This window comes from Xanthomonas chitinilytica, from assembly GCF_026107455.2.
In the GTDB taxonomy this organism is placed as follows: domain Bacteria; phylum Pseudomonadota; class Gammaproteobacteria; order Xanthomonadales; family Xanthomonadaceae; genus Stenotrophomonas; species Stenotrophomonas chitinilytica.
Genome location: NZ_JAPCHY010000005.1, coordinates 1 through 13,279 on the forward strand (window position 1 = coordinate 1; position 13,279 = coordinate 13,279).

Genomic DNA, 13,279 nt, shown 5'->3' on the forward strand with positions numbered 1-13,279 from the left:
AACGAGGAGCGACCCAAGAAGGTGCTCGGCGGACTGACCCCGAGCGACTACGCCAGCCAGCTGGCATCCGCTACGATTGATCCCGGACTCTAAACCGCCGTGCTACTGAAGGCGGGGGGGACGTCGGTGAGGGCAACGCTGGTGATGCCTGCTGCGAGCGCGATGTTGATGGCGTCGCACAGCTTGCGTGACTTGTTCATCTGCTCTCTCTCCAGATCTTGAGTTGTGACTGCGAGAGGTGCCCAAAGTAGGGGCGCCAAAAACCCGTCAGTGCTCCGATAGTGGCGAGGATTGGGCGCTAATTAAAGATAGGTTAAATGGTTGATTCCTGTGCCTTGACCCTTCTGCGGCTTCTGGAGTTCGAAAATGACTACGGCCCCTTTCGGGGCCGTAGTGTGGTATGGACCTTGGAACCTTTGGGATCAGAAGTTCTGCTGGTACTTGACGTAGACGAAGCGGCCGATATCGAAGCCGCCGTAATAGGCGAAGTTCGAGGACTGCTGCGAGTACATCGGAGCGGCGTAGTGGTTGAACACGTTGTTCGCGCCGACTGCGATGCGGGCGTCCCACGGGGCCGACCAGCTGACCTGAAGGTCGTGGAAGGCGTTGGAACCCAACTGGTTCTTCGGCACGATGCGGCCCAAGGTTTCAGGAGCCGCCCAGTCCGGGATATTGCAGCGGTCGGAGTACGAGCAATTCTCCTTGGTCCCGGAGTAGTAGCGCACGCCCCAGTTGACCGACCAGTCTTCCAGCTTCCAGTTCAGGTTGAAGTTGGAGCGGGTGCGGAAGTACGCATTACGGCCGTTCCACTGGTTCGGGACCGTTGCCGGATCGTTGGTGGCCTTGGACTCATACTTGCTGACGTAGGTGGTAGCCCACTTGGCAGTGAAGCGGCCAAAGCCGGTTTCGAACGCGTAGTTCAGGTCAACATCGAAGCCTTCCGTCTCGGTGTAGCCGGCGTTGCGCAGACCATACTTGAGGTTGGTGACGATGCCGGTAACCGGATCACGGGTGAAGTTGGCGCAACGCGATTCGATCAAGGCGACATAGCAGTCTTCCACGATCAGGTTCGGGCTGTCAGACACCATGGTGTCATCGATGCGGATGCTCCACCAGTCAACCGATGCGGTCAGCCCCGAAACGAAGCTTGGGCTGTACACCAGGCCGATCGTCTTGGACTCAGACTTTTCCGGCTGCAGGTTCGGGTTCGAGCCGCTGGTGAACGGTACCGGGGTCTGGTCGGAACTACTGGTGGTGGGGACGAAGCCCTGCTTCAGCTGACGATAGTCGGCAGCTACGTCCTGCAGGCAGCGTGCGCTGCCACGGGCAACGCCGTAGACGCTGTCGCATGGATCGGCAAAGCCGGTGGTAAAGGTCTGCGAGCCGCCGCCATACAGGTTGCCGATGGTCGGAGCACGGAAACCTTCAGCATAGGTCGCGCGGACCAGCAGGTCGTCGATCGGGCGCCACTTCAGGCCGAACTTGTTATTGGTGGTGTCGCCGAAGGTGTTGAAGTCCGAATAGCGCGTGGCGGCGTTGAAGGTCAGCTCTTGGGCGCCCGGCAGGTTGGCCAGGATCGGCACGTTCAGTTCCAGATAGACTTCATCGACCGCGTAGGAGCCGTACGTCGAACCGGCAGCCAGGTTGGTCGAGTTGCCGGACTGGGAGATTGCGTCGGGCGAGAAGCCACCTTCTTCCTTGCGGTATTCATAGCCGACCGCGAAGCCAAGGTCGCCAGCCGGAAGGGCGAACAGCGAGCCGGCAAGGTTGGCGAAGTAGCTATTGGTTTTGGTGTTGCCGATGGCATGTTCTTCGCGGAACAGGAAGTTGCGGACTGCCTCGTCGTCCAGCGAGTTGGCGACCGCGCCGGTGCCGAAACCGGCAAACGGGTTCCACGGCACGCATTCCGTCAGGCTGATGGGGTTGGCGGCAGTACCGCACTGAACCTGGCCGGAGGAGTTCAGGAACGACGGCCCGACTGCAGCTTGAACGGCCGGAATGTAGAAGTTGCCATTGTTGACAATGCTGGTGTCGCTTTCGTTGAACAGGTAGCCAGCATCCCAGTCGAAGTAACGCTCACCGATTTCGAAGGAGCCTTCCAGGGCGGCGGTAAAGCGCCAGGTGGTCTGGTCGGTGGCGGTGGTGCGCGGCACTTCCCAGCCACGACGACGCCAGTCAACCACCGAATCGCCACCGGTCGGGTTGAAGTAACTGTCGGTGGACATCGGCGCATCCACGGCGGTGGATTGCAGCGGATAACCCGCGATCTGGCGGAACGACTCGCGCTTGGTGTAGCCGATGTCGGTCGTGAAGCGGATATTGTCGGTGATGTCGTAGTTGGCGTTTACATACAGCGCGCGACGCTCGAGCGGAGTCAGCAGGTGCATCTGGTCCGAGCTGCGGCTCGTGTCGTCCATGGTCTGCACGTGGAAATCGGATTCTTCCAGCGCATCGCTACCGCGATTCGGGGCATACCAGGGGGCCGTGGAGGCAGCGCCCACGCGGCGCCAATTGCCCCACTGGCCGACGGTCGTCAGGCCGGAGGTCGGGTAGCCCGGACGGGTGTCTTCGGAGAACCAGCGATCCTGGGCCCAGACTGCTTCTTCCTTGTGATATTCCGCGCCGACGGTCACCGAACCACGTTCGCCGGAGAAGCCGACCATGAAGTCGTAGCTCTGCTTCTTGCCGTCGCCCTGGCTGTACTGGCCGATATAGGCATTGGCTTCAGCACCTTCGAAGTTCTTGCGGGTGATGATGTTGATCACGCCCGCCATCGCGTCGGAGCCATAGATCGACGAGGCGCCGTCCTTCAGTACCTCGATGCGCTCGACCATCACACTCGGAATGCTCGACACGTCTTGGTAACCATTCGGGCTGATACCCAGGCGCTTGCCGTTGACCAGCACCAGAGTGCGCTGGGCACCCAGGTTGCGCAGGTCGATGTACTGGCCGCCGGCCTCCTGGTTGGAGGTCAGCGGGGAGGCACGGCTGAACGAGGGGCTGCCGGCGGCCGAGATGTTCTGCAGGATATCGGCGACAGAGCTGAAGCCCTGGGACTCGATGTCCTGGCGGGAGATCGTCAGAACCGGTTGAGCGGATTCGACATCAACCTGGCGGATACGCGAACCGGTGACCTCGATACGGTCAAGGTTGGTGGTGCTGCCGGATTCCTGAGCGATGGCAACGCCGCTGCTGCCTGCGCCTACGACTAGCGCGAAGACAACCGCGTCGCGCAGCTTGTTGGTCTTGCAATTCATTGGCTCTCTCTCTCCAAGTGAACTTGGACATTGCGAAGGGTTTGGCCTGCGGTGGAGTCGAAGGACGACGCCAAGAACCGAAGGGTGACCCGATGGTAGCCGGCCCCGATGAAAAATTAAAGCGGCGTTAAGAAGAAAGAGAAGCGAGTGTGATAACGGGGGGGGCGCGCAGAAAAAAAGCGCCCTGCAGGGCGCCTTTGGGCTTGTCGTTGGAACACCGGACTGGGAATGATCGGCCTAAAGGTCCTGCTCGTACCTGACGTACGGGACCGTACCTTCGCCGTTGCTCTCGTTGCGCGGCGAGAACGGGTTCTTGCCGCGGGTGATGACGTTCTCCGCGCCTACCGTGAGCTGGCCGCTCCACGGGGTGCGCCAGGTCAGGCCCAGGCCCAAGCCTTCCCATTTGCCTGGCTGGCCGGGGGCGTCGACGACGCGGCCGATGATGTTGGCGCTGAACGGGCCGTAGCCGCCGCCGATGCTCAGGCTCTTGCTGTCCCACTGGTCGACCAGGGCCGGGCCGGCGTCGGCCAGCGGCACCAGACGGGCCTTGGCGTAGGTGCCGCCGATGGAGACGAAGCCTTCGCGGCCGATGTTCTTCTGGCCGAAGACCGTCAGGTCGTTCTGTTCCATGCGCATCGCCGGGGTCTTGCCGTTGCCGGAAAGCCATGCGGGCAGGGTGTCGCGGCCGGTGCCGGCGGACAGCCCGACGCGCCCGCCGGGCCGGTTGAAGCTGGTGGTGGCGGAAATCCGCCGGCCCAGTCCGTTGTCGTCCTCGTCGTCATCGCCCAGGCTGGCGAGCATGCAGTGGCTGGCCAGCCCGCTGATGCTGCTGCCGCGGCTGCTGTTGCACAGCAGGCCGAGGGAGTCGCCGGAGGAGAGCCCGAAGGCGGCATCCAGCGAGTTGCGGCCGAAATGCCAGCGCGCGCCGGTCATCTGTTCGCCGGTGGGCTCCAGGTACAGCAGCGCTTCGACCTTGCCGCTGCCCTTGTTCCAGATCGGCAGCACGGTGCTGTCCTGGGTGCCGGGCACGCTCTGCGCGTGCACGCCCGTGATCGCGCCAAGGGCGATCAGCAGGGCTAGCGGCAGGCGCAGGAGGGGTCGCATGGGATATCTCAGACACGGGGGCAGACAGGAAGTTCCCGCAGCAGCGGGCTCCAGATCCTAGGTCGTTTATGAATCCTTAACAAGTCTCCGTCCTCCCCAGAACGCAACTCGTCACAGTTTCACTGCAGCCGGTCCGGCGCACGTTGCGTGGCCGGTGTATCGGCGAACAATACGCCGAATTCGGTCAAAGGGAAGTGATATTCGCGCCCGCAGAACTCGCAGCGCACTTCCACCTGTCCGGTGGGTTCGGCGGCGGCGCGGGCTTCTTCCTCGCCCAGCGACTGCAGCATCGAGCCCACCCGCTCGCGCGAGCAGGAACAGGCGAAACGCAGCGGCTTGCTGCCCAGCCGTTCCGGGGCTTCCTCGTGGAACAGGCGGTGCAGCAGTTCCGGGGCGGGCAGGTCCAGCAGCTCGTCCTGTCCCAGGGTGTCGAACAGCGCGCCGACCCGGGTCCAGCCGTCGTCGTCGCCGCTGTCGCCCGGCAGCTTCTGCAGCAGCAGGCCGGTGGCGCGATCGCCGTCGGCGGCCAGCAGCAGGCGGGTGGGCAGCTGTTCGGACTGGCGGAAATAGTCCTCGAAGGCCTGGTCCAAGCCTTCTGCGTCCAGCGCCACTAGGCTCTGGTAGCGCTGCGGCTCGCGCGGGTCCAGTCCCGGGTTCTCGATGGTGATGGCCAGCAGGGCGTCGTCGCCCAGGCGGCGCAGGTCCAGCGGTGCGTCCTCTCCCTCCTGCAGTTGCACGATGCCGCGCAGGGTGCCGGCGGCGGTGCATTCGGCGAACAGGGTGCGCAACGCGCCGCGGCTGCGCAGCTGGATGGAGAGCCGGCCGTCGACCTTGGTGTGGCCGGTGAACAGTGCCGATGCCGCGCAGGCTTCGCCCAGCAAGCGGATGGCCGCGGCGGGATAGTCGGCATGGGACAGGATCTCGCGCCAGGTGTCGGCGAGCTGGACATGGACGCCGCGGACGCCGGCTTCGGGGAGCAGGAAGCGGACGAGGAGGTCGTGCTGGTCGGTCATGGGTTCGGTGTCTGTGCGTAGGGGAAGCCGGTTGCCGGATAATGCGGCAGACACCGGATCGGGAAGGGATGCACCTGCAATGGGGGCTGGGCACGACAAGGTCAAGGCAGCAGAGGCGGTCGCCGCGCGGCGGCCGTGGCGCCGTCGCCTGTGGCGGGTGTTGCTGGCGCTGCCGGTGCTGTTCGTTGCATTCACCGTGCTGCAGGTGCTGGTGCTGCGGTTCGTCGACCCACCCTGTTCCACGGTGATGGCATGGCGGCAGCTGGAAGCCTGGGGCGAGGGCGACTGGAAGTACCGGGTGCATTACCAGTGGCGCGACCTGGGACGGATGTCGGCCAGCGTCCCGATCTCGCTGGTGGCGGCCGAGGACCAGCGGTTCCCGCTGCACCGCGGTTTCGACCTGGAGGCGATCAGGAAGGCGCGCAGCCACAACGTGCAGGGCGGGCGCCTGCGCGGGGCCAGCACCATCAGCCAGCAGGTGGCCAAGAACCTGTTCCTGTGGCAGGGGCGCAGCTGGCTGCGCAAGGGGCTGGAGGCCTGGTACACGGTGCTGATCGAGGCGTTGTGGCCGAAATCGCGGATCCTGGAGATCTACGCCAACATCGCCGAGTTCGGCGACGGCATCTATGGCGTGCAGGCGGCATCGCAGCAGTTCTGGGGCAAGGATGCGGCGCAGTTGAGCGCCAACGAAAGCGCGCGCCTGGCGGCGGTGCTGCCGGCGCCGCGCCGCTACGACGCGCGGCAACCGGGTCCCTATGTGCAGCGACGCGCGGCCTGGATCCAGCGCCAGGCCCGCCAGCTGGGCGGCAACGCATATCTGGAAGAAGGCCGTTGACGGCTGCGCCCTGCGCCGCCGCCGCATAGAATCGTCCGATGAATAGCGATCGCCTCACCGTTGTCGTCGCCGCCCATGACGAGGCCGCCGCGCTGCCGCTGGTGCATCCGCGCATCCGCCAGGCGCTGGACGCGATTCCGGGACTGGAAGGCCACGTGCTGTACGTGGATGACGGCAGCAGCGACGCTACCTGGGAGGTGATGCAGCGGCTGGCGCAGGAAGACCCGCGGGTCGCCGCGTTGCGGCTGTCGCGCAACTTCGGCAAGGAGGCGGCGCTGACCGCGGGGCTGGATTTCGTCGAGGAGGGCGCGGCGCTGATCCTCGATGCCGATGGCCAGGACCCGCCGGAACTGATTCCGCAGTTCGTGGCGTTGTGGCGCGAGGGCTACGACGATGTCTTCGGCACGCGCCTGGCGCGCGAGGGCGAGGGCTGGATCAAGCGCGCCACGGCCTCGGCGTTCTACCGGGTGATCGGGCGCCTGTCGAAGACGCCGATTCCCGCCGATACCGGCGATTTCCGCCTGTTGTCGCCGCGCGCGCTGGCGGCGCTGAAGCAGCTGCGCGAGCGCCACCGCTTCATGAAGGGATTGTTCGGCTGGGTGGGCTTCCGGCGGGTGGCGCTGCCGTACCGGCGCGGGCCGCGGCTGGCCGGCAACAGCAAGTTCGGCTGGTGGCGGTTGTGGAACTTCGCGCTGGAGGGCATCACCAGCTTCTCCACCGCGCCGCTGCGCGTGGCCACCTACCTGGGCCTGTTCACCGCGGCCTCGGCGTTCGGTTTCGCGCTGTGGGTGGTGGGCAAGGCGGCGCTGTACGGCGACCGCGTGGCCGGCTGGCCGACGATGATGGCGGTGATCCTGTTCCTGGGCGGCGTGCAGCTGATCGCGCTGGGCCTGATCGGCGAGTACCTCGGGCGGCTGTACGAGGAGGCCAAGCGCCGGCCGCTGTACCTGGTTGACACCTGGCAGGCGCCGGGCGTGGCAGTATCGGTGGTCGAGCCCCTGGTTGGAGGAGAGCGAGATGCAAACCGTTCGGCAGTTGCTCGGAGGGAAGGCCCCTGAGGTCTATGCGGTATCCCCGGACGCCGCGGTGATCGAGGCGATCCGCCTGATGGCGGAAAAGGGCGTGGGCGCGGTGCTGGTGATGGACGGCAGGCGCCTGGCCGGGATCATGTCCGAGCGCGACTACGCGCGGAAGATCGTGCTGCGCGACCGCTCCTCGGCCAACACGCCGGTGCGCGAGATCATGACCGCCGAGGTGGTCACGGTGGCGCCGGATGCGGAAGTCAACGAATGCCTGCAGGTGGTCACCAACCGCCGCATCCGCCATCTGCCGGTGCTGGAGCAGGGCGAAGTGATCGGGGTCATCTCGATCGGCGACCTGGTCAAGGCGGTCATCGAGGAGCAGCGGCAGGAACTGGACCACCTGCAGCACTACATCGTCTCCGGCTGAGCCTCACTTCGCGTACTTGCCGCCGCAGTCGCTGTCCTCGCCCGGGCCGGGTTCGAACGTGGCCAGCAGCGCGGCCGGCGGGGCGATGCTGGCCAGGGTCACGGCGAGCGCGCCACGCAGGCCCAGCGCCTTGAAGTCGGGCCGGAACGAAGGGTCCTTGAAGCTGCCGCCGATGCGCAGCGGCGAGCGCAGCACCAGCAGGCTGATGTCCTTCGGCCGCGGTTTCAGCAGCAGGTCCAGGGTTTCCTCCTTCAGGCTGATGCTGCCTTCGCCGACGATCAGGGTGTCGCTGGTATCGAAGGCCAGCGCCCGCGATTGCATCACCCCGTCCTTCACCCTGAAGTCGCCGAACGCGCAGCGCAGGGGGATCTGGCGGTCGCCGGTGAGCAGGAACTTCAGCGATTCGGCCACGTCCAGTCCGGCCAGTTCCATCACCAGGTTGCCGATGTGGCCGCGGCCCATGCCCAGCGCGATGTTGCCGTCGGAGCTGCCGAGCATGGCGGCGATCGAGTTGCCGTTGCCGGCGATGTCGATCTCGCCGTTGATCCCGCCCGACGCCTGCTCGGCCAGCCTGGCGTCCGGGAACAGCTGTCCCAGCTGCAGCCCGCGCACGCTGGCCTGCAGCCGGGTGGAGATGGTCTGTTTGCGCGCATCCATGCGGATCGTGCTGCGGATGTCGCCGCCGGCGACACCGAAGTTGAGCGGCTCCAGCCGCAGCAGGCCGTCGTCGAGCAGCAGGTGCGCATCCATGTCGTCCAGCGGCAGCGGCGGCGAGTCGATGCGCTGCGCCTTCCAGCGCACGTCCGCGTCCATCGCCCGCAGCTTGCCCAGGTCGTAGGGCGTGTCCGGCAGGATCCGGCCGCTGGCCGCCAGCTGCGCCGCCTGCGCCTTCTGCGCGGCGTTGGCCGATTCGCCGGCGCCGGTCTTCGGCGGCGCGCCGACGAATCCGGCCAGGTCGTCGAAATCCAGCCGTTTCGAGACCAGGTCGGCTTTCAGGAACGGGCGCTCGCCGCCGACGTCGATCTGCGCGGTGCCCGCCAGGTCGCTGTCGCCGGCGGTGCCGGTGAAGTCCTCGTAGTGCCAGACCTCGTTGTCGCGCTTGAGCCGGCCATCGAGCCGGTAGGGCGGGGTGGAGGGGATGGCCAGGCCGATCAGCGGGTACAGGTCCTCCATGTCCTGGCCGCTGAGCGTCAGTTGCAGGTCGAAGGTGCGCAACTGGAAGGGATTGGTCAGGGTGCCGCTGGCGATGGCATGGGTGCTGCCGGCGCGGCCATCGAGATGGATGCGGAACGGATGGTCGCTGCTGGTCAGCTCCAGTGGCGATTCGGTGTTGCCGTGCAGGGTGAACGCATTGCCCTGCCAGCGGCCCTTGCCGCGTACCAGCAACGGCGGCGCGGCGTCGCCGTCCTTGCGCTCGCCGCTGTCGAGCGTGACCTGGATGTCGGTCCTGCCGGCGGCATCGACGAACTGCAGGCGACCGTCGTCGATCAGCAGGCGCTGCAGTACCGGTCCATCGCCACCGCCGGGTTCGCCGAGGAAATCCCAGTTGCCCGGTTCGCCCGCCGTCGGCGCGGTCTGCAGCAGCAGGTCGGGGCGGGTGAGGCGGATCTCGGGAATGTGCACGCGGCCGCGCAGCAGCGGCCAGAGGCGTAGGTCGATCTCGGCGCGGTCGGCGCTGGCCATGTCGGCACGTTCGGCCCATGGCGCGTTGGCGAACGTCAGGCGGTCGCCACGCAGGGTGGTGGTACTGCCCAGGTCGACGTCGAGATTGCCGGCGATGCGGAATTCGCGCCCGGTACGCGCCTGTACCGCCCGTTCCAGCGGGCCCTTGAACCAGTTCCAGTCGAACAGGGCGAAGAACAGCGCCAGCAGCCCCAGCACCATCGCCGCGGCGGCGAGCCAGCGTTGGCCACGGGTTCCGGGAACCTGCCAGCGGCGGCCGGTGGCCGCACCGCTTGCGGGAGTCGGGGCGCCATCGTTCATGCGCCCATGGTTGGCGATGCGACGTGCAGGCAGCGCGAAAGCGCGTTGCCCGCACGGATCGCGGCGTCGCTCAGAGGATCTGCGCGGTGACCGAGACGAAGTGGCAGACGCTGCCGCCGATCACGAACAGGTGCCAGATCGCGTGCGAGTACGGAATCGATTCGCGGTGGTAGAACCAGGTGCCTAGGGTGTAGAACACGCCGCCGGCGAACAGCCAGCCGATGGTCCAGCCATCCAGCGAGCTCCACATCGGCTTGATCGCCACCAGCACCAGCCAGCCCATGGCGATGTAGACGATGGTGGACAGCAGCTTGAAGCGGCCGGTGTAGAACAGCTTGAACACCACGCCGAACAGCGCCAGCGCCCAGATCGCGGCGAACAGGCCCCAGCCCCACGGGCCGCGCAGGCCGATCAGGGTGAACGGGGTGTAGGTGCCGGCGATCAGCAGGTAGATCGCGCAGTGGTCGAACACCTTGAGCCGGCCCTTGGCGACCGGGTGCTGGATCGCGTGGTACAGGGTGGAGGCGGTGTAGAGCAGCAGCAGGGCGACGCCGAAGACGATGGCGCTGGCCAGTTGCCAGGCGTCGCCGTAGATCGCGGCCAGGGTGATCAGCACGGCGCCGGCGGCCAGTGCGGCGACGGCGCCCAGGCCGTGGGTCAGGGCGCTGGCGATTTCTTCACGGATCGATGCGGCGGAGGTCATGGAAGTCCGGAGTGCGGGGTGGGGGGAGCCCGCTCCCCGCTATCATCGCCGCGATGGCCCGCGCTTGCACGCGGGCCTGCCGGGTTCACTCGACCGAGACGCTGTGCGCGGCCTCGCGGGTGGCCGAGAAGCGCACGTCCGGCGCGCGCTCCTGCGCCAGTTGCAGGTTGACGCGGGTCGGTGCGAGATAGACCAGTTGCCCGGCCGCGTCCACGGCGAGGTTGTTGGCGTTCTTCTCGCGGAACTCCTCCAGCTTCTTCGCGTTGTCGCAATGCACCCAGCGCGCGGTGACCACGCCGACCGGTTCGAAGATGGCTTCCACGCCGTACTCGTCCTTCAACCGGTAGGCGGCCACGTCGAACTGCAGTACGCCGACCGCGCCCAGGATCAGGTCGTTGCTCATGATCGGGCGGAAGAACTGGGTGGCGCCCTCCTCGGACAGCTGCGCCAGGCCCTTCTGCAGCTGCTTGAGCTTGAGCGGGTCCTTCAAGCGCGCGCGACGGAACAGTTCCGGGGCGAAGTTGGGGATGCCGGTGAACGTGACCGCCTCGCCCTCGGTGAAGGTGTCGCCGATGGAGATGGTGCCGTGGTTGTGGATGCCGATCACGTCGCCCGGCCACGCCTCGGCGGCGATCTCGCGGTCGGAGGCCATGAAGGTCAGCGCGTTGGCCAGCTTCATCTCCTTGCCGCTGCGCACGTGGAAGGTCTTCATGCCGGCGTTGAAGCGGCCCGAGCACACCCGCATGAACGCCACCCGGTCGCGGTGCTGCGGGTCCATGTTGGCCTGGATCTTGAAGACGAAGCCGGTGAGCTTGTCTTCCTGCGGGGCGATGTCGCGGCCGGTGGTGGCGCGCGGCTGCGGCGCCGGCGCATGCTCGACGAAGAAGTCCAGCAGCGGCTGCACGCCGAAGTTGTTGACGCCCGAGCCGAAGAACACCGGCGTCTGCCGGCCGGCCAGGTACTCGGCCACGTCGAACGGGTGGCTGGCGCCCTGCACCAGTTCCAGTTCGTCGCGCAGCTCGGCCAGCATCCGCTCGCCGATCTTCTCGGCCAGTCCCGGCGCATCCAGCGACGGAAAGATGGTCGAGTCCTGGCGGGTGAAGTTGCGGCCCTGCTCGTACAGGTGCACCTCGCCGGTGAGCAGGTGCACCACGCCCTTCAGGCGCTGGCCCATGCCGATCGGCCAGGTCACCGGCGCGCACTGGATGCCGAGCACGGTCTCCACTTCGTCCAGCAACTCGATCGGGTCCTTGCCCTCGCGGTCGAGCTTGTTGATGAAGGTCATGATCGGGGTGTCGCGCAGCCGGCACACTTCCATCAGCTTGATGGTGCGTTCCTCCACGCCCTTGGCCACGTCGATCACCATCAGCGCCGAGTCCACCGCGGTCAGCACGCGGTAGGTGTCCTCGCCGAAGTCGGCATGGCCGGGGGTGTCGAGCAGGTTGACGATCTTGTCGCCATACGGGAACTGCATCACCGACGAGGTCACCGAGATGCCGCGCTCCTTCTCCAGCGCCATCCAGTCGGAGGTGGCGTGGCGGCTGGTCTTGCGCGACTTCACCGAGCCGGCCATCTGGATCGCGCCGCCGAACAGCAGCAGCTTCTCGGTCAGCGTGGTCTTGCCGGCGTCAGGGTGGGAAATGATGGCGAAGGTGCGGCGGCGCGCAGCTTCGGTAGCGACTTCGGACATGGCGAGCGCGCCCGCCGGGGGCGCATCAGGAAAAAGGAAGGCGGTGATTATAGCGGTCCGCCCGCCTGCGCGCGGATCAGGGCGCGCGGGCGTCGTCGTCGCTGTCGCGCGGGAAGCGCAGCTCGCCGCGGGGGGAGGTCATGCGGAACGGGATTGACTGCAGGCGCAGGCCGGTATTGGCCTGTACCGCGAAATGCAGGTGCGGCGCGGTGCTGAAGCCGGTGTTGCCGGACAGGCCGATGCGCTGGCCGGCCTCCACCCGCTGCCCGGGGCGCACCGGCACGCCAGCCAGCAGGTGCGCGTAGACCGCCATGCTGCCGTCGTCGTGGAGGATGCGCACCAGGTTGGCGCGGTCGGCCGCGCGTTCGCGCTCGCGGCTGCCGTCGGCATGGCCGTCCTGCACCTGCATCACCGTGCCGGCGCGCGCGGCCAGCACCGGCGTGCCTTCGGGCAGGGCGAAATCGACCGCGTGGCGGTTCTGCGCGTCGGCATGGCTGAAACGGCCGCCGAAGCCCTGGTCGACACGGATGCGCTCGCCTTCGAACGGCAGCCGGTAGAGATGGTCGCGCGGCCGTGCCGCCGGATCGCCGGGCACCGCATCCAGCACCAGGTCGAGGCCGCTGCGGCTGCCGTCGGTGGCCAGGTGCAGGTGGGCGAGTACCCGGCTGGCACCGGTCGGCAGCACGGTGCGCAGCGGCAGCGCGGGCAGGGCGGTGGCTTTTCCCGGCTGCCGGTCGCGCAGCTGCACCTGCAGCGGCCCGGCGAGCAGGTTGTCCACCCGTGCCTGGTAGCGCGGCGCGGCGCCTTCCAGCCGCAGCCGCGCCAGTGCGCCGGCATCGCCGGCAGGGGTGTCGTCGGCCGGAGGCGGCGTCGCCGGGCGGGTCAGTCCCCAACCCTGGCGCCACTGGCTGCCGGCCGGGGTCGCGGCCAGGGACAGCGGCAGGAGCAGCAGGACGGACAGGCAGGCGATGGAGCGGCGGCAGCGCAAGGTGGCGGGAGAGTCGTGGCGTGGGGAGCGGCCGATTATGCGGCCGGCGCCGTCATGCCGGAAAATCATATCGCTTTATCCGAATAAAGAGATTGACATGTGCCGAATGGGCTGGCATCGTGGCCGCACCATCGAGACCGGCGGAGGGACAGGCCCTTTGATGCCGGGGCAGCCCGCGGAAGCGCAAGCGACCGCGTAGGTGCCAAATCCTGCGGGGACCTGCGCGTCCGCCGAAAGATGGTTCGAACCGTGCCTTC

General features: G+C 67.1%; 10 protein-coding genes and 1 riboswitch. Of the genes, 3 read left to right on the plus strand and 7 right to left on the minus strand.

The window, feature by feature from the left end:
- Positions 1 to 422: 422 nt before the first annotated feature.
- From OK345_RS07580 to hslO, 3 genes are all read right to left on the minus strand, one after another.
- Positions 423 to 3,257: a TonB-dependent receptor gene (locus tag OK345_RS07580; protein WP_265127326.1), complete on the minus strand. Its 2,835-nt coding sequence runs from the start codon at positions 3,255 to 3,257 to the stop codon at positions 423 to 425.
- A 237-nt stretch (positions 3,258 to 3,494) separates the two neighbouring features.
- Positions 3,495 to 4,361, minus strand: a complete 867-nt coding sequence (locus OK345_RS07585) for an XOO1806 family protein (RefSeq protein WP_265127327.1) — start codon at positions 4,359 to 4,361, stop codon at positions 3,495 to 3,497.
- Between the two features lie 119 nt (positions 4,362 to 4,480).
- Positions 4,481 to 5,374: an Hsp33 family molecular chaperone HslO gene (gene hslO / locus OK345_RS07590; protein WP_265127328.1), complete on the minus strand. Its 894-nt coding sequence runs from the start codon at positions 5,372 to 5,374 to the stop codon at positions 4,481 to 4,483.
- Positions 5,375 to 5,453: 79 nt separating this feature from the next.
- Between hslO and mtgA the strand changes: the two genes are divergently transcribed.
- Genes mtgA through OK345_RS07605 form a run of 3 tightly spaced genes read left to right on the plus strand, consistent with a single transcriptional unit; the run spans position 5,454 to position 7,658 of the window.
- Positions 5,454 to 6,209, plus strand: a complete 756-nt coding sequence (mtgA, locus tag OK345_RS07595) for a monofunctional biosynthetic peptidoglycan transglycosylase (protein ID WP_265127329.1) — start codon at positions 5,454 to 5,456, stop codon at positions 6,207 to 6,209.
- 38 nt (positions 6,210 to 6,247) lie between these two features.
- A complete protein-coding gene (locus tag OK345_RS07600) occupies positions 6,248 to 7,267 on the plus strand; it encodes a glycosyltransferase family 2 protein (RefSeq protein ID WP_265127330.1) in 1,020 nt (339 codons plus the stop codon).
- Positions 7,227 to 7,658 carry a CBS domain-containing protein gene (locus OK345_RS07605; protein WP_265127331.1) on the plus strand — a complete coding sequence of 144 codons (432 nt, stop codon included), beginning with the start codon at positions 7,227 to 7,229 and terminating at the stop codon, positions 7,656 to 7,658. The genes OK345_RS07600 and OK345_RS07605 overlap by 41 nt, the downstream gene beginning before the upstream one ends.
- Positions 7,659 to 7,661: 3 nt before the next feature.
- On the opposite strand, the gene OK345_RS07610 is transcribed toward OK345_RS07605, so the two are convergent.
- From OK345_RS07610 to OK345_RS07625, 4 genes are all read right to left on the minus strand, one after another.
- A complete protein-coding gene (locus OK345_RS07610; RefSeq protein WP_265127332.1) occupies positions 7,662 to 9,641 on the minus strand; it encodes an AsmA family protein in 1,980 nt (659 codons plus the stop codon).
- Between the two features lie 70 nt (positions 9,642 to 9,711).
- Complete coding sequence (gene trhA / locus OK345_RS07615) at positions 9,712 to 10,344, minus strand: PAQR family membrane homeostasis protein TrhA (protein ID WP_265127333.1); 633 nt, start codon at positions 10,342 to 10,344, stop codon at positions 9,712 to 9,714.
- Positions 10,345 to 10,429: 85 nt separating this feature from the next.
- A complete protein-coding gene (locus OK345_RS07620) occupies positions 10,430 to 12,034 on the minus strand; it encodes a peptide chain release factor 3 (RefSeq protein WP_265127334.1) in 1,605 nt (534 codons plus the stop codon).
- Between the two features lie 76 nt (positions 12,035 to 12,110).
- The gene (locus OK345_RS07625; RefSeq protein ID WP_265155009.1) at positions 12,111 to 13,091 is read right to left on the minus strand and encodes a M23 family metallopeptidase; all 981 of its coding nucleotides are present in this window, start codon (positions 13,089 to 13,091) and stop codon (positions 12,111 to 12,113) included.
- A gap of 56 nt (positions 13,092 to 13,147) precedes the next feature.
- Positions 13,148 to 13,266: riboswitch (SAM riboswitch) on the plus strand.
- Positions 13,267 to 13,279 lie beyond the last annotated feature (13 nt).

Excerpts from the sequence above, each read along its gene's own strand:
- OK345_RS07580 (WP_265127326.1), bottom strand. The coding sequence starts at position 3,257 with ATGAATTGCAAGACCAACAAGCTGCGCGACGCGGTTGTCTTCGCGCTA.
- OK345_RS07585 (WP_265127327.1), bottom strand. The coding sequence starts at position 4,361 with ATGCGACCCCTCCTGCGCCTGCCGCTAGCCCTGCTGATCGCCCTTGGC.
- hslO (WP_265127328.1), bottom strand. The coding sequence starts at position 5,374 with ATGACCGACCAGCACGACCTCCTCGTCCGCTTCCTGCTCCCCGAAGCC.
- mtgA (WP_265127329.1), top strand. The coding sequence starts at position 5,454 with ATGGGGGCTGGGCACGACAAGGTCAAGGCAGCAGAGGCGGTCGCCGCG.
- OK345_RS07600 (WP_265127330.1), top strand. The coding sequence starts at position 6,248 with ATGAATAGCGATCGCCTCACCGTTGTCGTCGCCGCCCATGACGAGGCC.
- OK345_RS07605 (WP_265127331.1), top strand. The coding sequence starts at position 7,227 with ATGCAAACCGTTCGGCAGTTGCTCGGAGGGAAGGCCCCTGAGGTCTAT.
- OK345_RS07610 (WP_265127332.1), bottom strand. The coding sequence starts at position 9,641 with ATGAACGATGGCGCCCCGACTCCCGCAAGCGGTGCGGCCACCGGCCGC.
- trhA (WP_265127333.1), bottom strand. The coding sequence starts at position 10,344 with ATGACCTCCGCCGCATCGATCCGTGAAGAAATCGCCAGCGCCCTGACC.
- OK345_RS07620 (WP_265127334.1), bottom strand. The coding sequence starts at position 12,034 with ATGTCCGAAGTCGCTACCGAAGCTGCGCGCCGCCGCACCTTCGCCATC.
- OK345_RS07625 (WP_265155009.1), bottom strand. The coding sequence starts at position 13,091 with ATGATTTTCCGGCATGACGGCGCCGGCCGCATAATCGGCCGCTCCCCA.